The organism is Planococcus sp. 11815 (assembly GCF_051096385.1).
GTDB lineage: Bacteria > Bacillota > Bacilli > Bacillales_A > Planococcaceae > Planococcus > Planococcus citreus.
Genome location: NZ_CP096991.1, coordinates 3,043,118 through 3,066,747 on the forward strand (window position 1 = coordinate 3,043,118; position 23,630 = coordinate 3,066,747).

Annotated in this window: 23 protein-coding genes and 1 pseudogene; 4 read left to right on the forward strand and 20 right to left on the reverse strand. The window is 48.6% G+C overall.

Annotated elements, in window-relative coordinates; translation table 11 throughout:
* Nucleotides 1–22: 22 nt before the first annotated feature.
* The 4 genes from M1Q06_RS15290 to M1Q06_RS15305 all read right to left on the reverse strand — a co-directional run bounded on the left by M1Q06_RS15290 (nucleotide 23) and on the right by M1Q06_RS15305 (nucleotide 2,958).
* On the reverse strand, nucleotides 23–799 hold the full coding sequence (locus M1Q06_RS15290) for a PAS domain-containing protein (protein ID WP_434400481.1): 777 nt from the start codon (nucleotides 797–799) through the stop codon (nucleotides 23–25).
* Nucleotides 800–877: 78 nt separating this feature from the next.
* Nucleotides 878–1,270, reverse strand: a complete 393-nt coding sequence (locus M1Q06_RS15295; RefSeq protein WP_404466898.1) for a hypothetical protein — start codon at nucleotides 1,268–1,270, stop codon at nucleotides 878–880.
* A gap of 623 nt (nucleotides 1,271–1,893) precedes the next feature.
* The gene (locus M1Q06_RS15300) at nucleotides 1,894–2,739 is read right to left on the reverse strand and encodes an alpha/beta fold hydrolase (RefSeq protein ID WP_434400483.1); all 846 of its coding nucleotides are present in this window, start codon (nucleotides 2,737–2,739) and stop codon (nucleotides 1,894–1,896) included.
* 30 nt (nucleotides 2,740–2,769) lie between these two features.
* The gene (locus tag M1Q06_RS15305) at nucleotides 2,770–2,958 is read right to left on the reverse strand and encodes a hypothetical protein (protein WP_434400485.1); all 189 of its coding nucleotides are present in this window, start codon (nucleotides 2,956–2,958) and stop codon (nucleotides 2,770–2,772) included.
* Between the two features lie 277 nt (nucleotides 2,959–3,235).
* Between M1Q06_RS15305 and M1Q06_RS15310 the strand changes: the two genes are divergently transcribed.
* Nucleotides 3,236–3,691: a GNAT family N-acetyltransferase gene (locus M1Q06_RS15310; protein ID WP_404466905.1), complete on the forward strand. Its 456-nt coding sequence runs from the start codon at nucleotides 3,236–3,238 to the stop codon at nucleotides 3,689–3,691.
* Nucleotides 3,692–3,741: 50 nt separating this feature from the next.
* On the opposite strand, the gene M1Q06_RS15315 is transcribed toward M1Q06_RS15310, so the two are convergent.
* The 7 genes from M1Q06_RS15315 to M1Q06_RS15345 all read right to left on the reverse strand — a co-directional run bounded on the left by M1Q06_RS15315 (nucleotide 3,742) and on the right by M1Q06_RS15345 (nucleotide 13,121).
* Nucleotides 3,742–4,281 carry a GNAT family N-acetyltransferase gene (locus M1Q06_RS15315; RefSeq protein WP_434400488.1) on the reverse strand — a complete coding sequence of 180 codons (540 nt, stop codon included), beginning with the start codon at nucleotides 4,279–4,281 and terminating at the stop codon, nucleotides 3,742–3,744.
* A complete protein-coding gene (locus tag M1Q06_RS15320; RefSeq protein WP_404335201.1) occupies nucleotides 4,282–4,584 on the reverse strand; it encodes a hypothetical protein in 303 nt (100 codons plus the stop codon). It lies immediately after the preceding gene.
* A gap of 66 nt (nucleotides 4,585–4,650) precedes the next feature.
* Nucleotides 4,651–7,695, reverse strand: coding sequence for a cell wall-binding repeat-containing protein (locus M1Q06_RS15325; RefSeq protein WP_434400490.1), 3,045 nt, complete (start codon nucleotides 7,693–7,695; stop codon nucleotides 4,651–4,653).
* Between the two features lie 198 nt (nucleotides 7,696–7,893).
* A complete protein-coding gene (locus tag M1Q06_RS15330) occupies nucleotides 7,894–8,805 on the reverse strand; it encodes a DUF5996 family protein (protein WP_404466909.1) in 912 nt (303 codons plus the stop codon).
* A 198-nt stretch (nucleotides 8,806–9,003) separates the two neighbouring features.
* Nucleotides 9,004–10,449, reverse strand: a complete 1,446-nt coding sequence (locus tag M1Q06_RS15335) for a M20/M25/M40 family metallo-hydrolase (RefSeq protein ID WP_434400493.1) — start codon at nucleotides 10,447–10,449, stop codon at nucleotides 9,004–9,006.
* A gap of 24 nt (nucleotides 10,450–10,473) precedes the next feature.
* The gene (locus tag M1Q06_RS15340) at nucleotides 10,474–11,811 is read right to left on the reverse strand and encodes a M20/M25/M40 family metallo-hydrolase (protein WP_434402898.1); all 1,338 of its coding nucleotides are present in this window, start codon (nucleotides 11,809–11,811) and stop codon (nucleotides 10,474–10,476) included.
* 326 nt (nucleotides 11,812–12,137) lie between these two features.
* Nucleotides 12,138–13,121: a ketoacyl-ACP synthase III gene (locus M1Q06_RS15345; protein WP_434400495.1), complete on the reverse strand. Its 984-nt coding sequence runs from the start codon at nucleotides 13,119–13,121 to the stop codon at nucleotides 12,138–12,140.
* A 397-nt stretch (nucleotides 13,122–13,518) separates the two neighbouring features.
* On the opposite strand from M1Q06_RS15345, the gene M1Q06_RS15350 reads away from it, so the two are divergent.
* The gene (locus M1Q06_RS15350; protein WP_434400497.1) at nucleotides 13,519–15,468 is read left to right on the forward strand and encodes an FUSC family protein; all 1,950 of its coding nucleotides are present in this window, start codon (nucleotides 13,519–13,521) and stop codon (nucleotides 15,466–15,468) included.
* Between the two features lie 115 nt (nucleotides 15,469–15,583).
* Here M1Q06_RS15350 and M1Q06_RS15355 read toward each other — a convergent pair whose 3' ends face one another.
* Nucleotides 15,584–15,793 (reverse strand): hypothetical protein, encoded by a 210-nt coding sequence (locus M1Q06_RS15355; RefSeq protein ID WP_112229815.1) that lies wholly within the window; start codon nucleotides 15,791–15,793, stop codon nucleotides 15,584–15,586.
* Between the two features lie 158 nt (nucleotides 15,794–15,951).
* Nucleotides 15,952–16,925, reverse strand: a pseudogene (gene bsh, locus M1Q06_RS15360) (choloylglycine hydrolase).
* 209 nt (nucleotides 16,926–17,134) lie between these two features.
* Here bsh and M1Q06_RS15365 point away from each other — a divergent pair.
* Nucleotides 17,135–18,004, forward strand: coding sequence for a cation diffusion facilitator family transporter (locus M1Q06_RS15365; RefSeq protein WP_112229811.1), 870 nt, complete (start codon nucleotides 17,135–17,137; stop codon nucleotides 18,002–18,004).
* A gap of 40 nt (nucleotides 18,005–18,044) precedes the next feature.
* Here M1Q06_RS15365 and M1Q06_RS15370 read toward each other — a convergent pair whose 3' ends face one another.
* From M1Q06_RS15370 to M1Q06_RS15385, 4 genes are all read right to left on the reverse strand, one after another.
* Nucleotides 18,045–18,608: a GNAT family N-acetyltransferase gene (locus M1Q06_RS15370; protein WP_112229809.1), complete on the reverse strand. Its 564-nt coding sequence runs from the start codon at nucleotides 18,606–18,608 to the stop codon at nucleotides 18,045–18,047.
* Nucleotides 18,609–18,673: 65 nt separating this feature from the next.
* Nucleotides 18,674–19,138, reverse strand: coding sequence for a GNAT family N-acetyltransferase (locus M1Q06_RS15375; protein ID WP_434400500.1), 465 nt, complete (start codon nucleotides 19,136–19,138; stop codon nucleotides 18,674–18,676).
* A gap of 30 nt (nucleotides 19,139–19,168) precedes the next feature.
* Nucleotides 19,169–19,663, reverse strand: coding sequence for a GNAT family N-acetyltransferase (locus M1Q06_RS15380; protein WP_434400502.1), 495 nt, complete (start codon nucleotides 19,661–19,663; stop codon nucleotides 19,169–19,171).
* 152 nt (nucleotides 19,664–19,815) lie between these two features.
* A complete protein-coding gene (locus tag M1Q06_RS15385) occupies nucleotides 19,816–20,250 on the reverse strand; it encodes an Rrf2 family transcriptional regulator (protein WP_434400504.1) in 435 nt (144 codons plus the stop codon).
* A gap of 187 nt (nucleotides 20,251–20,437) precedes the next feature.
* On the opposite strand from M1Q06_RS15385, the gene M1Q06_RS15390 reads away from it, so the two are divergent.
* Entirely contained in the window at nucleotides 20,438–21,295 is an 858-nt protein-coding gene (locus M1Q06_RS15390) for an SDR family oxidoreductase (protein WP_434400506.1), read from the forward strand.
* An 87-nt stretch (nucleotides 21,296–21,382) separates the two neighbouring features.
* Here the strand turns inward: M1Q06_RS15390 and M1Q06_RS15395 are convergent, their stop codons facing one another.
* The 3 genes from M1Q06_RS15395 to M1Q06_RS15405 all read right to left on the reverse strand — a co-directional run bounded on the left by M1Q06_RS15395 (nucleotide 21,383) and on the right by M1Q06_RS15405 (nucleotide 23,429).
* A complete protein-coding gene (locus M1Q06_RS15395; RefSeq protein WP_434400508.1) occupies nucleotides 21,383–21,562 on the reverse strand; it encodes a hypothetical protein in 180 nt (59 codons plus the stop codon).
* Nucleotides 21,563–21,595: 33 nt separating this feature from the next.
* On the reverse strand, nucleotides 21,596–21,943 hold the full coding sequence (locus tag M1Q06_RS15400; RefSeq protein ID WP_434400510.1) for an ASCH domain-containing protein: 348 nt from the start codon (nucleotides 21,941–21,943) through the stop codon (nucleotides 21,596–21,598).
* 61 nt (nucleotides 21,944–22,004) lie between these two features.
* On the reverse strand, nucleotides 22,005–23,429 hold the full coding sequence (locus M1Q06_RS15405) for an anion permease (RefSeq protein WP_404335237.1): 1,425 nt from the start codon (nucleotides 23,427–23,429) through the stop codon (nucleotides 22,005–22,007).
* Nucleotides 23,430–23,630: the final 201 nt, after the last annotated feature.

Here is a 23,630-nt window from a genome sequence, read left to right on the forward strand (position 1 = left end):
ATCCTTGCTCACCAAGCATTCTCTATTTCGACTGCAAACGCTGGATGACTTGCTGCACCGTCGCAAAGGTCAACAAACTCTGGTCATCATCTTTAATATTGACGATTTCCATGGCGGTTTTAGGGCTGATGCCGGAAATATATAATTTGCTTCCCATCAGCCTCAGCACATCCTGAATCATCAAGAGGTTGGTATAGAGGAAATTCTTCTCCCACAGCACACCCGTGACGTCGATGATGATGTGTCGTGTGCGCGTATCGCGGACGAAATGGCTCAATTTCGAGGTCAAAACGTCAAACCGCAAATTGTTCATTTTCCCGACCAATGCCACCGCCCCGATATTGTCGTCGATCGGCAAAATTGGCAGCATTTGCTCGTTGATTTCCTGCTCTTTTTCGTTCAGCTCCACTTGCTGTTCCACTTCTTGGGTAATGTCCGTTTGCGTGCCGATGAAATACAAGTGGCCGTCCATGGTGATCGGTTCAATGTTCAGCCGGTTCCAAAACGTTGTGCCGTCTTTTCGGTAGTTTTCCAGCGTGACGGTGATTTTCTCACGTTTTTCGATGGCCTGCCGGATTTTTCCGATGGTGAAACGGTCGGTGTTGTCGCCTTGCAAAAAGCGGCAGTTTCGCCCGATAATCTCGTGTTCTGCGTACCCTGTCAGTTGTGCGAAGGTTTCATTATAGTAGATGATCGGGTTGTCTTGTTGTTCGGGGTCTGTAACGACGGCCGCTACTTGGCTGCCGTTCAGCATGGCTTCTAGCAATTCGCTTTTGATGTCTGTTTGTAAGTGGTTCATATTCATTCTCTCCGATCTATAAGGGTTGGTTTCTGTCATATGTGAAGTCAACATTGCTTGAGTTGGATCGGAGATGGATCATGGTTCGATTTCTTTCAGCGCTGCGGCCAACCTCAAGGCAAAATGCCGAGGCGGCTCGAGCGATTCCATCGTGATTTCAACAAGGTTCTGATTCATGTGGATGCACTGGCGAAATGCAATCGGCAGCGGAATCGGGAATTTGCGCAAGGTGTCTTCAAAGGCCAGTATTTCTTCCGGCAAGATGTATACACGGGCTTTATTGACAGCCGCGCCGTCTTGTTGGAAATGCCCGAAGCTGATTTCCATGTCCAGTTTGAAAACGAAAAGACTGGAGCCGAGGAAAATATCCAGTTTCTTGGTTTTCGTAAAACGGAACTTCCCTTCACGGTATTCACAGCGTGCCTTCAAGGTTCTTTTGACTTCATCAGCAATCAATAACTCTTCGTTCACTTATACCGTCCTTTCGTCCTGTTCCGCGGCTCCAAGTTTTTTCCATAATGTCCTATACCCGAAATTACTGCTTTTTTCCCATTCAATGAAAATTTTTCTAAACCTTTTACTCATGCCTTTTTATCAATTTTGGTTAATCAGGACTTTGTGTGCGTTTCGAGAAGAAGGTTTCGGCAACAAAATTGCTTTTAATGATGGTGCCCGGAGCTCCCCGCATCCGATCCGGCCCTTCTTTCAAACTGTCGAGTTCGCTTTCTGAAAGTCCCCCGACAATGAATTGGTGATATTATATGTATTATTTCGACTCTATTCAGTAAACGCCTAAAATCGTATTTTAGATTAAAGCTTGGCAAAACTTATGAAATGTCGCCCCAATAAAAAGAGGGATGCGCCATCGTTCAGCGCATCCCTCTTCCAGCTCTCTTCGCACGATTCAATAAATCACACCCGATAGCAATACAAAATTAGGTACCGCGACAGCCAAATTTGCCGAAAGGTCCGACAGAAAAGCTCTCAGATCAAAGAAGATAAATACCAGGTGATCAGGGTGACAGTATGATTGCGACCAAAAACGTACGCTTCATTCAATCCCTCCCCAAAGCATTCTTTACTATTCCTGGTACTTAGGCTAATTCATCAATGTAATCTTTATATACTCGATGGAATCGTGCCTTTTCCTCGAGAAATGGATAGTGATTGCTATTGTCGAAGATGGCCAGCTGGGCTCCCGGAATCAGTTCTGCCATCTCTTGCGAATAGATGAGCGGGCACTGCACGTCGTGACGGCCGCATAAAATCAACGTTGGGGTTTCAATCAAATGCAGTTTACGGGTTGTATCGAACAGCTGTAGTTCGCGGTTAAAGTAGTCCATTCGGATAGCCGACATCTTTTTGGTCATGGAGCTTGAAAAATAACTTTCGTAATTGTCCGGGTTAGCTAAAGATAGCTTGGTTCTTTCAATCTTCCATTGCTGCTTTTGAAGACCCGTCGATTCTGGACTTTTCAGGTTTTCAATCAGCTCCTGCATCCCTGAAAACAGCGGGTGTGCTGGATTGTAGATACAGTCTTCGGAAAATGTCATATATTCTCTTGCTGCCGCACCGGCAATGACCAGGAACTGGAGGTGCGCTGAGAAATAAATTCCATAAACGACAGCGAGCATGCCGCCGGTTGAATGCCCCGCAAATCCCCATTGCTCAAAACCCAAAGCCGCGCGTATCGCCTCGAGGTCAAAAACGCTCTCCAGCATGCTCAACTCATACGGATGCTGTGCTTTTTCGGAGTTTCCGGCTTCCCGCAGATTAACCAGATAGACGCGATTTGATTCGGTGAATGCTTCTGCAAAATAATCTCCGGTCTCGTTGAATTCCGAATAAAGATGCGTCACGCACAATGGCTCACCGACGCCTTTAGCGAACACTTCAAACTCACCACGTGAAGTTTTGACTATCACATGCTCCCAAGTCATTCCCCAACTCCCCTTTCTCCTCAAGATCCCCTAAGCTGATTTTTCTATCTTTCTTGTTTTCATATACGCATAAAGAGCATGGATGCCAACTGCCACCATGATACTAGCTGCCAAAGCATAGCAAATTGATTTCATCGTGTAGCTGAGCGATGATACGCTGACTGCAGACGAGCCCAGTACACTTGCTAGGACGATGACGAGAATGATTCGGTCTTTCATTACGAGTCTCCTTTTTGCGGGAAATATGAATTCTGCCCCTAAATAAAATCTTTGAAGTGTTTTTAAAAATACCTATATTTGGTATAAGTATATAGCAAAATGACTGACAAATCATGTTATAGTCAAAAGGTCCAGTGCAAAATACGGACACCCATCACGAGTTTAGGAGGCGTTCATTATGACAAACACAACTATCTTCACTATCTATGACTGCAAGGGGATAGCGCCGAATTGATCTGGCTCGTTCGCGTTCCCCGAAATTCGAAAGGGGAAAACTATGAAAATGAAAAATGTAAGCATTACTGAAGTGAATGCTGATAACTGGTATTCCTGCTGCGAGTTAACACTGGCACATGAACAGCAAAGCTATATGGAACCGAATGCGGTATCCATCGCCCAATCGAAATTCGAGACAAGCCTGCGCCCTTACGCCATTTGCGCAGACGGGCAAACTGTTGGGTTTTTAATGTTCAACTCGGTTCCTGAAGAATTGGACGGCTATTGGATCTACCGCATCATGGTCGACCGAGCTTACCAAGGACAAGGGATCGGAAAAGCTGCTACAAAATTAATGCTCACGGAAATGGCTGATTCCTTCGGGGCGAAAAAAGTGATTGTTGGCTATCATCCCGAAAACGCCGGAGCCCATCAATTGTATGCAAGTTTAGGCTTTGAAGACCACGGGCACCGCTTTGGTAAAGAAATGGCTGTAATGAAACAGCTGCCTGATTAACATCACATAAAGAAGAGGCCGGACTGGGGCATCCCAGTCCGGCCTCTTCTTTATGGATTCTGTATTTTATACAAAACGTGCTTTCTTAATGGGCTGCCTTCTGGAACGCGTGGATGCTCGAATTCCCCCACCTTCTCCATGCCAATCCGCTTCATGACGATCTCAGACGGTGTGTTGACCGTTGAAGTAAACGAGTAGATTTCTTTTTTGCCCAGCTCATCAAACGCATACGCCAGGCAAGCTTTCGCCCCTTCTGTCGCATAGCCCTTTTTCCAAAACTTCTGATCCAAGCGCCAGCCGATCTCGGTTGCGTCTTCAATTCCGATATCGAAATTGACATCCAATAATCCGATAAAGCCGATAAACGCGCCGTTTTCTTTTCGTTCCACCGCCCAAAGCCCGTAGCCTTTCTCATCAAAATGCACTTCGATGCGGTCGACCAATGCATCCGATTCGGCGCGGCTCAAGGTTTTCGGAAAGAACTCCATTACGTCAGGGTTTGCATTCATGGCCGCAAACGGTTCACGATCAGGCGCTTTCCACCGCCTGAATCCAAGCCGTTCGGATTCGAATAAATAACCGCTCTCCATCTAATCTTCCTTCCATATTTCTTTTTCGCTCGCATTCTTTTCCTCTTCCACCAAGAAGTATTTTGCCCGCCATTCCCGATCGGTCGCTTTGAATAAAAACCCCAGTCCTGAAAAAAAGAAAATCAGGCTGAAAATAATCGGCACAATCCCCACTTCCCATAAGGCCGATAAATACAGCCCGAACTCTCCTGAATAGCCGGTTTCCTTTAACTGCGGCGAATAAACCGCTGCTGCAATCGACGTGAAGCCGAACAATAGAATACCTGAAATGACGCCGATTCCACCTGCAATTAATTGTTTCATTATTTTACCTCCTATTTAGCTATAAAAAAACAGGCGTCCGGAATCCGAACCGCCTGTTTTCATGTGTTACTCGAACAATTGCTGGATGCTTTGCGTCGGCAAAGCGCCTTCACCGCCAAGGATGTAGATCCCTGTAACGTTTTTCAGCTGCTCTTTGACCGTCTTCACTGTTGCCGCATTCGGTCCGTTCGGTGCAGTCAAAACGAGTGGTGCTTTTGTTTTCGCTGCCAATACGGAGCCAGCGAGTGCATCCGGATAATTTGCGCCAGTCGACAAGTACATGTACTGGCCGCCAAATGATCCTTTGAAATGAGTGATGACCGCGCTGTTCGTTTCATAGCGCGATGCGCCGGAAAGACGTACTGGGTTTTTCACTTCTTTTGCTGTGCTGTCAGAAACAGCGCCTTTACCTCCAACGATGAAGGTTTTGCTGTAAGCTTTTGCTGCGAAATGAGCTTTCACTTCCGCCGGCAAGCCGTTCGGTTTCGTCAGCAAGATCGGCATTTTCTGGCTGCCTGCGACCGGTGCGATCGACAAGGCATCGGCAAATGTTGAACCGGTAGCCACGACAGCTTGCGTTGAAGTTTTCATTTGTTTCGCGATATTGACCGATGTTTCGTAGCGGTTTTTGCCGCTGATGCGTGTTGTTTTAATCTTAAGGTCTTTCAGTTCCATTTCGACCATCGGGCTGATGGCACCCTGTCCGCCGATCAATGTCACTTCGGTTACTTTCAAACGTTTCAATTCATCTTTTACCGCTTGTGGAAGCGAATCGGTTTTCGTGAGTAGCAATGGTGCGTTTTGATACGCTGCAAGAGGCGCTGCACTCAAAGCATCCGGGAAATCGCCGCCTGTTGCAATCACGGCTTTACCGGATGTGCTCCAGCCTTTTTTCGAGACTTCCACCGCTGTATCGTAGCGGCTTGCCCCACTGATGCGATCAGCGAGATTCCATTTATCTTTCAGTGCAAGAATTGCTTGTGCACCGTTCAAACGGCCCCATCCTGAGACAAGGTCAAAGCCAGGTGCCAATTCTTCCATTTCATACGGGAAATCTTCTTCAAAGAAAGGATCTTCTTCGAAACCAGGAGGGGCATCTTCTGCGATAAACTCAACGTCATCCGCTGAAGCCGTCAGTAAATTCTCCAATTGCCCTGGTGTGAGATCCGGGTTGATCGATTTCAAGACGCCCGCAACTGCCGCGACGTGAGGAGCTGCCATGGATGTTCCAGACATTAACGTAACATTGCCGTCCGGCAGCAAGCTCGGGATATCCGTACCCGGTGCGACGAGGTCAAGATCTTTGCCATAGCTCGAGTAATCCGATACCAGGTCCAGTTTGTTCGTTGCGCCGACAGCGATTGCGTGTTTCGATGATGCCGGGTAAGAAACTTCTTCCCATCCGTCATTTCCTGAAGCTGCGACGATCGTCACGCCGCGCTCGTTTGCGTATCTCATCGCATATTCCAAGACACGGCTATAGCCACCGCCAAGACTCATGTTAATAATGTCGGCTCCTTGGTCTGTTGCGTACAGGATGCCGTATGCAATTTGTTCTGTATCGCCGTAACCTGACGCATCAAGCACTTTCACCGGCAGGATTTTCGTCGACTGGTTAATGCCCGTCATCGAGTAATCGTTGTCCGCTTCCGCTGCGATGATGCCGGAAACGTGCGTGCCGTGTCCTTGGTCGTCGAACGCTTTGTTGTCGTCATTGATGAAATCGTAGCCCGTGCTGACCATTTGGTTCTTCAAGTCAGCCAACGAGTAATCAACGCCGGTATCGATGACCGCAGTGATGACTTCTCCTTGCTTTTGAGGAGCTGCCAGTTTCGTCATTTCCTCGAAATCGATATCAGCGTCTTCGATGCCAAAGCCGCCTCCCGCGTTTTCAAGCGACCATTGCTCATCATAATAGATGTCTTCTGAATGAAGCTTGTATTGCTGTACCGGTTCAACGAATTCGACTTCCGGCAAGTCTTCAAGCGACTGCAAAGTTTTATTCGTTGAAGCGGCTGACATGCCTGACTTCAAATCAACTACGAAGAACTGGTCGAATTTCGGTGCTTCGGCATCAAACTCAGAAACCGACTGGATGCCAGCTGTCCCAGCTTCTGCTTTTGTCAGCGTTTCGCCTTCTTTTACTTTCACGATGACTTTGTTCATGGAAGCATCTTTTACGACGTATGGAGTCGGAAGCATTGCCGACATGACTGATTTTCCAGCCAGTTTATTGATGTTGATTGCTTGTCCTGCCGCTTCCACATCGTCTTTCAAATTCGCAGGCGCTGTTTTCAACGCGAGCGCGTATAATTCGCTGATTGCTTTCTGGTCAGCTGCGGTGATCGTTTTCGAGCTTTGGAAGCCATTTTCCGCAATGCTCGTGATCAGACCGTCAAGCTGGTTGAGGTTTTTCTTCAATGACTCACGGACAGTTGCATCCGTCACGGCCTGATAGCCGATAAACGGCGCCAGTTTATAGTAAAGCTTCGTCAATTCTTTGCCGCTTTCTGTTTGGGAAAGCACTTCGCCGCGGATAACGCGCAATTGGTCAAGCAGCGCCTGGTCGCCAGCTGCGTCGCCCATGACAAGTTCTGCTGGGCATTGCTCGTCGTTTGTCGGTTTCGATGCTTTCACAGTAACACCGTCAAAGCCGATCGTGTAGCTCGCATCTTCCGCTTCTTCGCCTTCAGGCAATTCCACGGGCAATTCGTCAGCGTAAGACGAGACCTTTATGTAGTAAGGGCCTTCCCAGGCAATCGGGAATTTCACAGTCGATTTCATTTCTGCAAAACTGTAGTTGCTGAACGGGTCAAAGGGTTGGTCGGCGGTCGCGCGTTCTGCGTCCGGGTAGACAGTAAAGGTCAATTCATCATCAGACTGGAGAGAAACTTCAAAATGTGTATGTGCAGTGACTTGGGCAGGATCGACGTCGATCCGGTACCAATGCTCGTTATCTTCTGCAGAAAACGTATCGCTTACGTCATCTCCTTGTTCCAGTACATCTGCATTCACCAAATCTTCGGCTTGCGCCGTTTGTGTTGCCGGTAAAACCCCAAAAAGTGATACACCCATTAAAAAACTCGTCGCAATCTTGAACGCGCGGTCCATCCTACCATCCCCATTTCAATTTTTTTACAATTTCATTAAATCCATTAAAGCACATCGGAAGACATAAAAATAGATGCTTTCGAAAATATTTTTTCGGGACTTTTGACGCCTTTTAAATACCGTTAAGTGTAACTGAATCGCGCATAGAAAAATGGAGAAAACATGCTCGAATCGGCATACCTTCTCCTCGTCATTCCCTCATTTTTTCGCTTTCTGCACTGGCATATTGAGTGGCGTAAAGTAATACGAACAGTCCGGCCAGCCCAGTTCTTCGCTGAGGATGTCAAAAGTCGAGCGGAAAAATTCCTGCATCGCTTGAGTCGGTTGGGACGAGTCGGCGACTTTATCGAGCATCAGGAAGTATTCGCTTAGCGAAGCTTCAAAATACGCATCGGCAGGCTTTAAGCGTTCGCTGTCGAGTTCTTTATTGACGAACGGGTACGGCAGTACAAAAAACGCGGGCACATCAACATTGCCGTCGCCGAGCCAGAACCCGTACTCTATGAAATGTTCATCGAACGCCGCTTTTTCGATGACTTTGTCTTCCGGATACGGCTGGCGGATGCCTGGCAAAACGAGTGACGAAACGTCGAAGGTTCCCCAGAACAAAGCAGGCTTCATTTTCCGGGAGCGCAGCGGACCGATAAACTTCAGCTGTTCAGCAGCCGCAAAATGAAAGAGTTTGAGCCCGCGTATCGCCTGTTCCCAGTTGAAGGTTAGCAGCGTGTCGTCTTCGTTGAGATTGTTCTTATACGCCATCTCCTGCGGCTTCGGGTTGATCTTCAACTCAATGCCTTTCGATGCCAGCACTTCGAAGATCTCTTCGAAATAAGTTTTAATCGATTTGGCCGTTTCAAGTGCCACGGACTGAACATTCCCTTCGACATTAATGAAGATTCGGCTTTCGTAAATATCCAAGTCGACTTGAAACGCACGATCTTGATGGAACAACAAGCCCGTCGTAAACCCGTTTGGCGTCACAGCGAGTGTGACGTGTGCCCATTGCGGCTCTTGCTGGGCGGTTTCGAGTTTAATCTTGCCGAGGATCTGTGAAATCAAATGCAAAGTGAACTTTGTATCAGCCCATTCGGAATGCTTGATCACATCCATTTTATTTTCCTCCTCTGGATTTCAAATCCATAGGCGCCGGCAGTTTCTATTCCTCCATATATTCGACATGCTTGCTGACTTTCCTATCCAATTGATGGAAAAAGAGGGACAAATACCGGTTTAAAAAAGCTATACGAAAAGCCGTTCCGAAAATGATACCGAAACGGCTTCGTAAGTTGATGCGTCACGTTTTACTTCTCAATGCTTAACCCCTGGCACATCTTTCCGGACCACATCGAACAGGCCTGCGCCGATCACTTCAAGCGCTGATTGCATGCGTTCTTCGGAGACATTGTCTTCAATAGTGTCTTGTGGCGTGTGATAGACTTTTTCAATGTGGTAGACGAGAGGGTTCCAGCTGTCGATACCCATCCAGATGAAGAGGGCGGCCGGGATGCCTGCATTATGGAACGGTACATGGTCACTCGAGCCGAACTGGCCTGGGAGGATGTCCGAGTTCCCGAGGCGTGCACCGGCAGCGACGGTCGATTCAGTGACGATGTTGCTTGAGCCGTCGACGGTCATCGCATACAGATTTTCCGCTTTCTCGTAGCTTGTCGCCACCATGTCCGGATTGTAGACCGCTTCGATCTTGTCACGCTCCGCCTGGCTCAACTGATCGACGTAATAACGTGCGCCAAGCAAGCCGCGCTCCTCAGAACCAAAGGCAATGAACTTCATGTCCTTATTGGTGTTGTAGCTTTTGAAGACGCGTGCCAATTCGAGCATCAGGGCTGTTCCGGATGCGTTATCGTTCGCGCCCGGTGCACCGACGACGCTATCCATATGGGCCGTCAGCAGCACTTCCTTAGCATCCGCATCTTTCGATTTCGCTTTTTTCGTTCCGATGACGTTGACCGATTCGAGGTCCGTATAATGCGTCGCGGTCAAGTTCAGGCTGACCGGCCCATCCGCGAGCTGTTCTTTCAGCCATTCGCCTTGGATGTACGCCGCCCCGTATACCGGCACGTCATAGGATTTCGTCAGGTTCGGGTTGAACGTCGAGCCGTAGTTGCCGCGGCCGCCGACGACACTTTGCAGGATGACGCCCGCTGCTCCCGCTTCGATCGCGTTATCGACTTGTGTACGATAAGCAGCGGTCGATGACTCGCGCGTCAACAGGACAATCTTGCCTTCGGTATCTGCCGGGAAATCGGCTGCCGATGCGCCGCCCTCCACGTAAATGACCGGTGCCTCAACTGCCTGCTGGCTCACTTTGCCGTTCGGCGCAGCGCCCATTTCCCAAACGGTGCCGTCAGAAAATGCAGCTTCCCCGATATACTGGTCCGCTACCGGGAAGTACTGGTACTCGACGTCAAAGCCAAGCCCTTGTAACGTGTCCGCCACATAATCAGCCGCTTCTTTCTCCCCTTCGAGTCCGCCCGGGCGGGAACCGATTTCTTCAGACAAGTAGCGGATGTGCTCAATCGCCCGCTCCGCATCGACGCGGTTGACGATCTTCTGATCATGCGCTGCGCCGGAATTGCCGTTCGCCGCATAGGCGACGCTTGCCGTGCCCGAATCCGCGACCGGCAAGGTCATTGGGGAGACACTCAAGACGAGCGCCCCGGCCAGTGTATAGCTCAGGAATTTCTTTTTCAGCCCTGTGGTTTTCACTTCATTTGATAGATGGTCTTTTTTCATTCGACAGCCACTCCCTCGTCTGGATTATTTTCGGATCAATTGGTAAACGGATGCACCGACCAAATCGCCTGCTTCTTTCAGGCGTTCTGCGCTGATGAATTCAATCGTATCAAGCGGCGTGTGGTAATACGGCTCAAGGTTCGCCGTGCCCGGCTCTCTGCGGATAAAGTTCACTGCCGGAATGCCCGCTTCGTAGAACGGCACGTGGTCGGACGATCCGCGCTGATACAGAATCAGTTCAGACGGCGTGCCGATGCGTTCGCCGGTCGCTTTCGCGGTTTCCGTGACGATGTTCGCCTGGCCATCGAGCGTGTTCATGTAAATCGCCGTGGCATTGTCCCAAGACGTGCCGACCATGTCCATATTGAAGTTGCCGATGCTTCTCGCCACTTCGTCCTCTGTCAGTTCGCTGACGTAATGGCGCGAGCCGAGCAAGCCGATTTCTTCAGCGCCGACAAAGACAAAGCGCACTTCTTCATCGATCGGATAGCTCTTCAAGACGCGTGCAATTTCGAGTGCCACGGCCGTACCGGATGCATTGTCGCTCGCACCGGCCGCGAACGGCACGCTGTCGTAATGCGCGGTGACGTGGACGATGCCGTCACTGCCGCCTTTTTTCGGCGTGCGTGTCGCGATGATGTTTTCCGAGGTCGCGCCTTCAAACGCCTGGACGGTCAACGTGACAGTTGCGTCCGCTGCCAGGACGTCCGTTTTCAACGCTTCCCCGCTCGCTTTGGTGATGCCGCCGACCGGGATGGCCATTTCATTGTCGCCGAGTGACGGATTGAGCGGCCCCGCCTGGTCGATATTGTTATAGATCAAGACGCCCGCAGCCCCTGCTGCTTCGGCATTCTTTACTTTTTCCGCAAAGGTGAAGCCACCGCGTTGGATCAAGGCGATTTTCCCTGACGCGTCCGCGCTGAAATCAGCCGGATAGCCGAGTCCCGCATCATACAGCTGTGCCGTTAAGCCTGCGTCAGCTGTCGCCGCGGAACCCGATGGAATATTGATCAATACTTCATCTCCCGATTCGGTATGCAAATGCCCAATCACCAAATTCGGGATGCTGAATTCCTGTACCTCGACTTCATAGCCGTAGGATTCAAGGCGCTGTTCCAGGAAATCCGCGGTTTCTTTCTCCGCTTCGGTTCCCGCGACGCGCGGGCCGATCGTTTCGGTCAGATGGTAGACATCTTCATACATCCGCTCCTGGTCGATGCGCGCAATCACTTTCTGGTCGAATGCCGCGCCGCTTTTCCCTGGAGCTGCTTGCGCGGCCTGCTGTTCGAACAGGCCGGTCGGTGCTGCGTAAAAACTGGACGTGATGAGCAGCGCCGATAAAAACGCCGTTTTCCACTTCATGTTTTTCAATTCATCTTCCTCCTTTTAATGGGTTCTAGTTACAGCCCTAACAAGTATTCCCTTCTACCCGAAAATTTCCCTTCCCGAAATATTGAAAACGGTTACAAAGTTATAGAATATTCAGTCATTAGAATAGAAAGTACTACCAGCTTAATGAAAATCAGGAAGTGTCCTAGGACTTAACTAATACTCCAAAAAAATTTAGGGAAAGCTTTGATCGTTTTAATCCTGTCGCGGGGATGATTTGGCTTATTTGCATATAGAAAAAACTCCCCTTTCCAGGAGAGTTCAGAACTCAGTATTTATGGATTTTGTGCTTCTGTCAGTTAAATGGACCATTTCACCAGCATGCCGGCATGGATCAAGCCGCCGCCGAATCCGTACAGCAGCAATTGATCACCGGCTTTGATGCGGCCGTCTTTCACGCCTTCGGCAAGCGATAGCGGAATCGAGCCCGCAGATGTGTTGCCGTAATACTCAAGTGAATAAACCGTCTTGTCGAGCGATAGTCCGCTTCTTGCACAGATCGATTCGATGATCCGCAAATTGGCGCTGTGCGGCACGAACCAATCCACTTCGCCAGGCGTGACGCCTGCTTTCTCCATTAAAGCATTAACGCCTTTTGGCACTGTATTGACCGCCCATTTGTATACTTCGCGGCCATTTTGCCAGACGACGTTGCGGGCAGCCAAGTCTTCGCCGAACATCTCGCCGGCCAAGTCTGTGCAATACAGGTTGTTCGCCAATGCTCCGTTCGTTCCCATATGCGATTCGATAAAGCTCGGGTTGTCTGCGTCGTGTTCGACCAGCACTGCCCCTCCGCCATCGCCGAACAGGATGCAGGTCGAGCGATCGGTGTAATCGAGGATCTTCGAGAACGTTTCCACGCCGATTACTAGGATTTTCTTATGCAATCCGGAAGTGATCAAGCCGTTCGCCATCTGCAGGCCGTAAGAAAAGCCGGCGCAGGCCGCGTTCAAATCGATCGCTCCGGCGTTCGGGATGTTCAGTTTCGCCTGGACCATTGCGGCCACGCTTGGCGTTTTGAAGTCAGGCGTCATCGTACAGGCAATGATCAAATCGACATCGTCGAACGATTTTCCGTAGCGCTCTGCCAAATCCTGTACTGCTTTTGTGCTTATATCACTCGTAAATTCGTGTTCTCCCGCAATGCGGCGCTCTTTGATGCCTGTGCGCTGGAGGATCCACTCGTCATTTGTGTCAACCAATTGTTCCAGGTCCAAATTCGTCAGCCTCTTTTCGGGTACATACGATCCGATGGCTGTGATTCGTGCTGCTGATCTGCTCATTCATACACCCCTTTAGCTTACTCACCTCATTTTAGCACCTAACATTAGTATTAGGTACCAATAATTTAGATGAATGGGTAAATACTTTTAATTGCATAATATTTTTAGTAGCTTTCCGATTCATAAGTCATGTACTGTCTAGGAAATAAGAAGCCTAATGCTACTGCAGCATCTTGTGGTAACTGTTTTCTCGGTATTCCCTCAGCTCTCTAATTGTTTGGGAAAAAAGTAAAAGCTTCAAAAAGATAAGAAAAACGTTAAAAAATGAATAATAAATCTGATGATGAACAGAGCTGTTACAAAGAGTTTTCTTCAAGCGAACAGCTGGGACTCGCCCTTCAAAATCGATCTGTGGAATAATGGGCATAAGAGAATTTATTCGTTAGGAGGCGCTGGAATGAAACGAAACCGAATCGCAAAAAATGGTGAATTCCGCAGGCTCCTGAAGCAGGCGTTCGCCATCAACCAACGCCCGCTCCCTTGGGCCAAAGCATTGGCTGCCGGCATCAGTTCCGGGCTTCCTGTACTGATCGGGGTCTTATTGGGCCAGTTGCAATACGGGCTGATCGCAGGGCTCGGGGGCTTGGCATTTCTTTATATGTTCAATGAACCGTACGCGCTTCGATCGAAAAAAATCTTTTTCGCCGCGCTCGGCTTGGCATTTTCTGCAGGGCTCGGCGTGCTATTGTCGCAACAACCAATTCTTGCGGCAGCCGCTGTCGGCCTAATCGGCGCGTTGGCGGTGTTCATCTTCGGCGCCTATCAATTCACAGGGCCGACCGCGATTTTTTTCGTTCTGGTGTTTTTGATCAACAATAATATGGCAGACAATCCGGCGCTATTCCTATTGCATGGCTTTCTTGTGTTCCTGGGCGGCATGCTATCCTGGCTGATGGCGATGTGGGCTTTTCCCTTCAAGCCCCATGCGGCAGAAGCAAAGGCCGTGAAACAGGGATACATGGCACTCACCGCTTTGGCTGAATCGGCCGGGTCCGCTGAATTCTATGAAGTCCGCCAACATGCCTGGTCCACCTTGAAATCCGCCGAAACGGCTCTCAGCAATGCAAGCGCTAACTGGACGCGCTCGAACCGGCTCGTCCAGTTGACCTTATTGCATGCGCAAGCAACATCAGTTTATGCCGAAATCATCAAACGCGGCGACCGCTATTCAGCCGTATCGAAAGAAACCGTGGAGAATTTGCGGCTCATCGCTTCATCAGTCGAAGCGTCAGGCAAAAAATCCTTTGCCGCGGCACCGCGCCTGCAGACGGAAACAGGAGATGCCTTAACCGAAAGCACTCGAAAAGCTTATGACATTCTTACAGGCCAGCGCGATAAACGGACGCGTGATACAGAACTAAAAGCGGAACCGTTCAAGGCCGTCTTTGCCAATGCTTTCAATAAACATTCCATGGTATTTTTCGCCGCCATCCGCTTTGGTGTCGTCTTGGCGTTTGCGGCATTCGTTGCCCACTTCTTGCCGATCGCCCCATCGTATTGGGTGCCATTGTCGGCTGCCGCTGTCATGTCCGGCGCCACGATCCTGTCGACATTCAACCGCTCGCTTCAGCGGTCGGCTGGCACCATTGTCGGCATTGTAGTTGCCGCTGTCATTCTGTCCTTTCAACCGGATGGGCTGTTCATTGCGTTGATGATTTTTGCATTGACGGCGCTCACGGAGCTTGCGATTGTGTTGAATTATGCCGTTGCGGCATTCTTCATCACGCCGAACGCATTGATGATCGCGGAAAGCACGTCGCAGATCGGAGACCTTTCCTATTTCGCTTCCGCGCGCATTGTCGACGTCTTGATCGGTTCTGCTATCGGGCTGATTGGGGTCTTATTGATCGGCAGGCGCCGTGCGTCAACGTTGCTCCCTCCGCTCATGTCCAAAACTTTGCGAAAACAGCAGCGCTTCATGAGCCTGCTGTTTTCACCCTATAGCCCAGACATCGAGGCACAACCGATCGAACAAAAGAAAATGCGCACCAACCTAAGCAATTTGAAGTTAGTACTCGACACAGCTCAAGGTGAATTGCCGCAGCGGCCACCAAATCTCGCCCTCTTGCAGCAGGTGTTTTTCGCTTCCGAACAGCTCGCCTTCCTGCTCGAAAATGCAGCGCAAAAAGACCGGCTTGCCTTATCTCCCGTTCAGCTCGGACAGCTCCATTTGTTTTTCGAAATGATGGCGAATGCGTTGGAAGGCAATTGGCCATTTGCGGAGCACGTGATTCCGGAAATCCCGGGATTCCCGGAAATCGAACAGGAACTCGCCGCCTTGCAGGAAACGGTTCGAATGAGCACACGCAAAATCGAATTACACGAACAAGACGAAACCTTGGAATAGGCTTCGTCTTTTTTTGCGCATGTAAACTTTAAGCAACTGATTGCGATGGTTAAACTTTTAGCTTTTTCTATTAAATAGATAAAGTCCCGCTGCTTTTTTGCAGCGGAACTTTTCATTATTGCACATCGTTTAACCTGTCATGTTGCTGTGCACGAGCTTGCTTCAAATCCGAAATGCCAATCAATGGGCAAATGATGAGGCCACCCACCATGATCCATGTCAGGGCCCAATTATTGCCCCCCGAAGAAATAAGTACGATCAAACAGTTGAAGGCAATGATGAAGCCCCGATACTTTTCGATTGCCGCTACATATGATTTGAACATATTTGCCTCATTCTCCTATCCTCAGTTTAACTTTTTATACCCTAATGGAATGTCCGTGTGTTTCCGATAAACGCCAGTGCCGCTTTCCTGATAGACCCGTATAAAATCAACCTAAAACCGGCAAGTGTCCAGCTCCTCACTGGCATGCTCCGCTGTTTTCAATTGACGAAACGGAACTGCTGGCTCGAAATGAGCGGATAAGAGACGAGTTGTGCGCTGTCTAAATCTTCGGCGTGCAGATCGACCGCCGTAATCTGGCTATTGTCGTACGTTGTGTAATAGTAAATCCTCTTGTCCATATTGCAGCAGGAAGAATATAAAGTGTATTCGAATTTCCCGTCCTCTAGCGCATTGAGCCCCTTCGGCTGCGCCACCGATTTCAGGATATGGAAGAACTGCCCGACACTGTCAGCTTCACTGCTGCCGGATGCCGAGTTGAATTTGGTGAATGTGCCCTAACAAAACGTGAAGTCGAGGACAAATCGCCCGGCAAACCGATGCCGCCCATACCGAGGCTGTAAGGCTTGAGGTCTAATTGTTTCAAGAAACGATTTTCAGGGGCGGAAGCTGTCAACGATAAATACTGGTTCAAATTGAACAAATGGTAGCCGAATTCGGGATTATTCGCCAGCACGCCGACTGGATTATCGTAAACTTTCAGCCCTTCTTTTACAGACTCCACGACGATTGACTGCTGCTGGTCGGAAATCATCCAGTGAAGCGGTGCGATTGGGAGCTGTTCACTGAAAGGAATGTCCGCCAAATTCAGTTTCGACAACAGCATTTTTGCTTCCTCGACCGTTTCACATTGACCTAAAATCCATGGAATGAATTCAAAAGGCGCGATATTGTCTTTGTCCAGATCTTCTCGATGGAAATGAGCATTTCCCGGGAAATTCAACCCCGCCATGCTCAAGCCCTTTTCATTGGTGGCGTCGTAGTATAACGGATAATGGTCGATAACCGCTGCCATGCCGATCAAGGCATGATGACTCATCATGTCCTTGGCTTTACGAAAGTGAAAACGAAAATTCCGCGGTGTGATGGTCACCATTTCGGTATAGGAAACATCTAAATCGAGATTGCGGCCAAAATAATGATCTTTCGTTTCGAAACTGATCGCTGTACACATCACTGTCCGCCCCGCTTTCTGGTTTGTGGTATTATTCGCTACTCCCTTTATACCCAAAGTTTCATTGACCAAATATTCTTCCGTTTTCCCTTCAGAAACTTTCTTTCCTCGCCCCTTTTCAGTTGCTATACTGAAAAAACTTTGCCGTAGACACACTCGATTTACGGATGATATCCTACTCAAGTACTTGCAGGACGGGGGAATTACAGGTGGAACAAGAACGATTCGACAATCTGAAATTAGGCGAGCGGGGCGCGATGCTCAGCATTGCTACCTATATTATTTTATCAGTTATTAAATTATGGATCGGCTATATAGCAGGATCAGAAGCTTTAAAAGCGGACGGCTTGAACAACGTCACCGATATCGTTGCATCAACGGCAGTTTTGATCGGCTTGAAATTATCCCAAAAGCCGGCAGACGCCAACCATCCTTACGGGCATTGGCGGGCAGAAACGGTAGCTTCCTTGGTGGCGTCGTTCATTATCGTCGCAGTCGGGTTGCAAGTTACCTACTCAGCCGTCGTGTCGGTTTTCCAAGGGACCAGCGAAACACCTGGGCTGCTTTCGGCCTGGACCGCAGGATTTTCTGCTATCGTGATGTATTTGGTATATCGATATAACAAAAAGCTAGCCGAGCGCATCAATAGCAAAGCCGTTGCAGCGGCAGCTAAAGACAATTTATCCGATGCCTGGGTAAGCATCGCCGCGGTCGTCGGAATCGTCGGCGCGCAGTTTTATCTGCCGTGGCTCGATCCGCTTGCGGCTCTTCTTGTCGGTGTATTGATCGTCAAAACCGGCTGGGGCATCTTTTGGGAAGCGACACACGAACTGACGGACGGCTTTGACGAGGAACTCATCAAATCGTTCAAAGAAACTGCACTCGCCACACAAGGCGTCACCGAAGTCCGCGAAATCCGCGCGAGAAATTACGGCAACCGGGCCGTAGTCGATGTCACCGTCTTGGTGCCGGGCGATTTGGACATCGCCGTCGCACACGACATCTCGACCAAAGTGGAAGTCAAACTCATGAAACGCTACGATATTTCGGCTGTCCATGTGCATGTGGAGCCACACTAAAAAAACCGGCAGCGCCGGTTTTTTTGTGTTCATCCTTTCTCTATATCATGTGCGGATTCTCTTTATCTGCGAGGTATGCATCAAAATCCTCTTTCCGAAAAACATGCAGGACGCATGCTTGCTTTTCCTTGTCCTCAAGCGCCTTATGTTCTTCCGGGAATTCAGTTTCCACATGCAGGCTAATGAAAGGCAATTTTTCCTGCGCTTTTTGAGAACGGATATTGACCGTTCTTGCCCCCGCGAAGACACGCGACAATCCCAACTCCCCAAAAGCAATTTTCAATATGGCGACTTTAGACGCTTCGTTTAACCCTTGTCCCCAATATTCCTGGCCAATCCACGTTCCGATATGGCAGGAATTCTTCGAGTAATCGATAAACATCAAGTCGGTTAAGCCGACCAATTGGTTTTGCTCCCCCAAAATCACACGCGGTACTCTCGTTCCTGACTTTTCTTCTTCCCTTACCAGCTGGCTGAAACGAATAGTATCTTCCAGAGTTCCATCCGGCAAACCTAAAGCATCTTTTACAGCCGGCATAGAAGAAAGCCTGAAAATTTCTTCGCAATAGGCGTCATCGTGCGGCACCAATCCTACGCTCCCCATTATTATTCCCCTCTCAAATTTTGAATAGCTTAACGTAAATACATGTTTAGCAAAACAATGATCCGCTATTCATTATATTTCATCCTCACAAAATCGTACTGCCCCCCGTTTGTCGGCTGCACGAAAGATGCCACTTTTTTAAATCCAAGCTTTTCATATAAGTTTATGGCCCGCGTATTGAACGCCGCTACTGATAAAGTTATGTTCTTCGGGCGATACCTTGTTTCGGCAAACTGCAAGCCTGCTGCCAAGAATGCCGCACCGTTGCTTTTACCGGTCAACTCCGGTTTCATTCCAAGCCCGATATCCACCGTATCTTTATCAGATTGTTGAAAGCTGTAAAACCCGATGATTTCATTTTGGGAAAGAACCACAAAATATACGCCCTCGCGTTTTTCAGGATCTAAAAACTCCTCTAAGTCCTCCGGGTCTGCGTTCATATCATAAAAGGAATATTCTCCTTGATAACGCCAGCTTGCCGCAATATCTTCTGATTGCTCCTGCGTCATGGCTTGAAAAATATAGTCCAACCGTTTTTCACCTCTTCATTCCCAAGGTCTTCATGTCGACCAGTAAATTTTCCCTTCACGCTCACCTAAACTAGTGAAACCCGCTTTTTCCAAAACCCTTGTAGAAGCCGCGTTGTTGGGGTCGCAGCTCGCGATAATGCGCTCTACTCCCTCTAAGTTAAGCCCCCACTCAATAATTGCTTCGGCCATTTCCGTCGCATAACCATAGCCTTCATAAGCGGGAACGATGCTATAGCCCAATTCGATTTCTTTTGGATTGTCGGTGCTTCGCCGAAAGCCCATATCCCCGATGACGCACTGGTCTTGCTTATGGATAATGAGCCCTTCCCATTCGTTTTCCTCCGGGAAATGCCGGTAGCGCTGAATTTTATAAGGAAGAATTTCTTTATAGGTTTCACTTGGATACCCACTAGCTACGGAATAGCCTGTTGCTACTTCCAGCTCCTCCCTAGTCGAAGTCGCGGCTTGCATCATTTCTGTCGTGAAAGTCATCAACTCTAACCTATCTGTATAGAGATGCGGCATTTTTCATCCTCCTTCAGTTTTTGTAGTAAATCGTCTCTTTATTAATTATTATCATAACCTTTGAAAAAACCCTTCAACACAACTAAATTTTTCATACCTAAAACTTTCATACACTTTTTAACTAAAAAAGACATCCACGTGGAATGTCTTTTTCACTTAATATATTCTTTCGCTTCAATATCTTTTACGATGTCTTCGAGCGTCAGGTTCTGAAGCACTTTTTCCATTGCCGACTGGGCGGCTATGAAAATCGGTTCGATGGTGCTTTGGATGTTTTTGCCGACTACGCACTCAGGATGCGGCTGGTCGTGGACGCTGAACAACTCGTTTTCCTCGACCACGTTCACGGCCTTGTAAATATCGAACAGCGTGATTTCCGATAACTCTCTCGAAAGTTTAGCGCCCGCCACTCCTGGCTGCACGTCGATCAATCCTGCTTTTTTCAGCATCCCCATGATCTTTCTGATGACTGCTGCGTTGGTGTTGACGCTGCCGGCGATAAATTCGGAAGAGGAGGCGGTTTCTTTATTCAAATCAATTAACGCCAGTATGTGGATTCCGACGGCGAATCGGCTGCTGATTGACATGTTGAGCCCTCCATTGTGTATTTATGTTGAATTCCACATGATGTAATTGTTCCGGTTACAAGTAATTGTAACAAATTTCGAGACGAAAATATATCAAATCCTACCTGTTGACAAGTTGGTTACAAGTGAATAAACTAAACATGTAATCAATTCAGTTACAAGAAGAAATGAACAGGAGGAATTATTGATGAAAATTTTGGTGACAGGAGCAACAGGAAAACTGGGCTCAAAAGTAGTGGCATCTTTATTGAAACAAGTACCTGCTAGCGATCTTGCTGTAAGTGTCCGCAATCCCGAAAAGGCTGAAGACCTGCGCGCTCAAGGTGTAGATGTTCGCCACGGTGATTTCGATGCTCCGGAAACACTGGATCAAGCTTTTCAAGGCATCGACCGCTTATTGATCATTTCAACCGACGGTGACAACGAAACGAGAATCCGCCAGCACGAGAATGCGGTTCATGCCGCTGAGCGCGCAGGCGTTAAATTTATCGCCTATACGAGCCTCGCCAATGCGACAGAAAGCCAAAACCTGATGGCTCCGCCGCACGTGGCGACAGAAGCGGCCATCATCAAAACGGGTATCCCTTACACATTCCTTCGCAATAATTGGTATTTGGAAAATGAAATAGGCAGCATTCAAGCTGTAGAAGCAGGCGCGCCTTGGGTCACTTCGGCTGGGGAAGGAAAAGTCGGCTGGGCTTTGCAGCAGGATTACGCCGACGCAGCTGTCGCCGTATTGACTGGCAGCGGCCATGACAACAAAACTTACGAACTTTCCGGCCCCTTGTTAACGCAGGAACAACTAGCTTCGGCACTTGGTGAAGTAATGGATAAACAAGTTCCTGTCCAACAAGTAAGCGACGAAGAATACGCAGAAGTGATGAAAGGTGCCGGCGTGCCGGACTTCGCCATCCCGATTGTCGTCGGCATCCAGGAAAGCATACGCAACGGTTCGCTCGAAGTCGCAAACAGCGATTTTGAACAAGTGCTCGGACGTCCGCTAACACCGATCCACGATGGCCTCGCACAGCTGGTTTCAAAATAAAAAACAATACAAAGAACGGAGCTGATCTTGTCGATCGGCTCCGTTTCTTTTTAGGTGCATAACTCACCTATAATTAAATCGATTATCCTAGTTTGATCTCTTTTGGGTTTTCAGCAAGAAAAAGGCGCTGCTTCCCATAAACCACCCACCTGCTACAGCAAGCGCAGTACCAACAGCCACCGCAAAAGTGGATAAGTATGTGGATATATACATACCAGCCATAAACATTAGTAAGCCTGTGGAAAACATAATTATGGTTTTTGTCATTTTCACAGCTCCTTCAACAGTTTATCCACTGTTTTAAGAAGAAAGCAGCTCAATTTCAATCGCTAAGCTGCCCCATTCTTGTTCACGCGCTGGTGAATAGAGGGTGTGGATGGATTCAACGCGTTTTTCAATATTGTTATCCACAATTCCGAATTTCTCAGCGGGAATGTCTTCAAACATTTCCCTAAACGTCGGATATGTGCATAACTTTGTGATTTTCACTAGTAGTTTTTCGTCTTCGCTGGGCAGTTTCGTGAATTCTATCGTGTCGTTCTCTTTTAATTTTCTTCTCTTTGGATCATGAAGCCTGATTTCCACCGTTTTCTTTCCGGACTGGATTGCCCGGAAAGGTTCTTCGTAAAGTTTCATTTTGTGCTCCATCGCTATCCTCCAAAGTCATTGTTTATTGTCAGAGAAAAAAGTTTGAGAAATTTATTCTTTATTACCAAAGGCCAAGCGCTTTCCACCATAGGCCGCCTGCGCCAAACCAGACCACAATGTGGATCAGGGAAATGATGAACCCAAGGCTCCACCATTTCTGTTGGCTGACATAGCCGCTTCCGAAAAAGACCGGAGCCGGGCCTGCGCCGTAATGCGTCAAGCAGCTGAACAAGTTCGAGAAGAACGCGAGAATCAGTGCTGACAATAGCGGTGGTGCGCCTGAAGCGACGATGACCGACAAGAACGCCGCATACATCGCGCTGACGTGAGCCGTGTTGCTGGCAAAGAAGTAATGAGAGTAAAAATAGACGATCGCCAAAATAACCAAGGTCATCATCCACGACAGTTGTCCAACAGCATTCCCCATCAAGTCGCTAAACCAAGGAATCATGCCTAATTCGTTCAAATATGTCGCCATCATGACAAGTACAGAGAACCAGACGAGCGTATCCCAGGCACCTTGTTCTTTCTTGATATCCGACCAGGTCAACACGCCGCTGAGTAGCAGCACACAAAGTCCGACGAACGCACTGGTCGTCGCGCTGATGCCGAAGTTTCCGCCAAAAATCCAGAGTGATAACAGCAGGACGAAGACGCCAATCATATAGCGTTCTTCTTTTTTCATCGGCCCCATTTCCTTCAATTTCTCTACCGCAATGGCAGAGGCTTCCGGTGTTTCCTTTAATTCAGGAGGGTACAATTTGTAAATGACAAAAGGAATGAGCGCTAAACTGATCAAGCCAGGCACTAATGCGGCAAGTGCCCAACCACCCCAGGTGATTGTTTCTCCTGTAATTTCTTGCGTAATCTGGACAGCGAGCGGGTTTGCGGCCATAGCCGTGACGAACATCGCCGAAGTGATCATATCTCCTTGGAAAGAGACCTTGACCAAAAATGCCCCGATGCGCCGCTCTGTGCCGTCTCCAACTCTCGAGTCGTACGTTTCAGAAAGCGAGCGAATAATCGGGAAAATGATTCCGCCGGCCCGTGCAGTATTTGATGGCATAGCTGGTGCCAAAATCAAATCACTCAGCAGCATCGAATACGACAAGCCGAGCGTTTTCTTGCCGAACAGCCGGACAAACAGGTAAGAAACCCGCGTCCCCAAGCCGGTTTTGATAAATCCGCGGGAAATGAAAAAAGCGATGACAATCAACCAAATGGTCGTATTTTGAAATCCGCTTAACGATTGTTCCAAGGTGAGAATTTGGGTTAGCGCAATTATTGTCAGCGCAAGAATCGCCGTGCTTCCCATCGGTATCGGTTTGATCACCAATGCCACAATCGTAGCCACAAAGATACTGAACAAATGCCAGGCATCCGTTTCCAATCCAGAAGGTGCGGGAATGAACCAGATAGTCGCCCCGATGGCGACACAAATCAAGAGCAACTTCCAGTTCACTTCTCCTTGTTTTTGAGTATTCATCCTACTTCTCCTTTTTAAATACTGTATTTTATGCAAGGAGGATTATACGCCTTTCGGGCTGTTGAATGAATATATCCGCTCGGCTATTTTATGCGGATCAAGAACAGGAATACGCTTACTTTTACCCGGCAGTTGCCCTCAACCCCGGAACGGCGGGAACGGCATTTAACTGCTTTTGTGTTGTTGTAAATTTCGACTTTT

Excerpts from the sequence above, each read along its gene's own strand:
- M1Q06_RS15290 (WP_434400481.1), bottom strand. The coding sequence starts at position 799 with ATGAACCACTTACAAACAGACATCAAAAGCGAATTGCTAGAAGCCATG.
- M1Q06_RS15300 (WP_434400483.1), bottom strand. The coding sequence starts at position 2,739 with ATGACTTGGGAGCATGTGATAGTCAAAACTTCACGTGGTGAGTTTGAA.
- M1Q06_RS15305 (WP_434400485.1), bottom strand. The coding sequence starts at position 2,958 with ATGAAAGACCGAATCATTCTCGTCATCGTCCTAGCAAGTGTACTGGGC.
- M1Q06_RS15310 (WP_404466905.1), top strand. The coding sequence starts at position 3,236 with ATGAAAATGAAAAATGTAAGCATTACTGAAGTGAATGCTGATAACTGG.
- M1Q06_RS15315 (WP_434400488.1), bottom strand. The coding sequence starts at position 4,281 with ATGGAGAGCGGTTATTTATTCGAATCCGAACGGCTTGGATTCAGGCGG.
- M1Q06_RS15320 (WP_404335201.1), bottom strand. The coding sequence starts at position 4,584 with ATGAAACAATTAATTGCAGGTGGAATCGGCGTCATTTCAGGTATTCTA.
- M1Q06_RS15325 (WP_434400490.1), bottom strand. The coding sequence starts at position 7,695 with ATGGACCGCGCGTTCAAGATTGCGACGAGTTTTTTAATGGGTGTATCA.
- M1Q06_RS15330 (WP_404466909.1), bottom strand. The coding sequence starts at position 8,805 with ATGGATGTGATCAAGCATTCCGAATGGGCTGATACAAAGTTCACTTTG.
- M1Q06_RS15335 (WP_434400493.1), bottom strand. The coding sequence starts at position 10,449 with ATGAAAAAAGACCATCTATCAAATGAAGTGAAAACCACAGGGCTGAAA.
- M1Q06_RS15340 (WP_434402898.1), bottom strand. The coding sequence starts at position 11,811 with ATGAAGTGGAAAACGGCGTTTTTATCGGCGCTGCTCATCACGTCCAGT.
- M1Q06_RS15345 (WP_434400495.1), bottom strand. The coding sequence starts at position 13,121 with ATGAGCAGATCAGCAGCACGAATCACAGCCATCGGATCGTATGTACCC.
- M1Q06_RS15350 (WP_434400497.1), top strand. The coding sequence starts at position 13,519 with ATGAAACGAAACCGAATCGCAAAAAATGGTGAATTCCGCAGGCTCCTG.
- M1Q06_RS15355 (WP_112229815.1), bottom strand. The coding sequence starts at position 15,793 with ATGTTCAAATCATATGTAGCGGCAATCGAAAAGTATCGGGGCTTCATC.
- M1Q06_RS15370 (WP_112229809.1), bottom strand. The coding sequence starts at position 18,608 with ATGGGGAGCGTAGGATTGGTGCCGCACGATGACGCCTATTGCGAAGAA.
- M1Q06_RS15380 (WP_434400502.1), bottom strand. The coding sequence starts at position 19,663 with ATGCCGCATCTCTATACAGATAGGTTAGAGTTGATGACTTTCACGACA.
- M1Q06_RS15385 (WP_434400504.1), bottom strand. The coding sequence starts at position 20,250 with ATGTCAATCAGCAGCCGATTCGCCGTCGGAATCCACATACTGGCGTTA.
- M1Q06_RS15390 (WP_434400506.1), top strand. The coding sequence starts at position 20,438 with ATGAAAATTTTGGTGACAGGAGCAACAGGAAAACTGGGCTCAAAAGTA.
- M1Q06_RS15395 (WP_434400508.1), bottom strand. The coding sequence starts at position 21,562 with ATGACAAAAACCATAATTATGTTTTCCACAGGCTTACTAATGTTTATG.
- M1Q06_RS15400 (WP_434400510.1), bottom strand. The coding sequence starts at position 21,943 with ATGGAGCACAAAATGAAACTTTACGAAGAACCTTTCCGGGCAATCCAG.
- M1Q06_RS15405 (WP_404335237.1), bottom strand. The coding sequence starts at position 23,429 with ATGAATACTCAAAAACAAGGAGAAGTGAACTGGAAGTTGCTCTTGATT.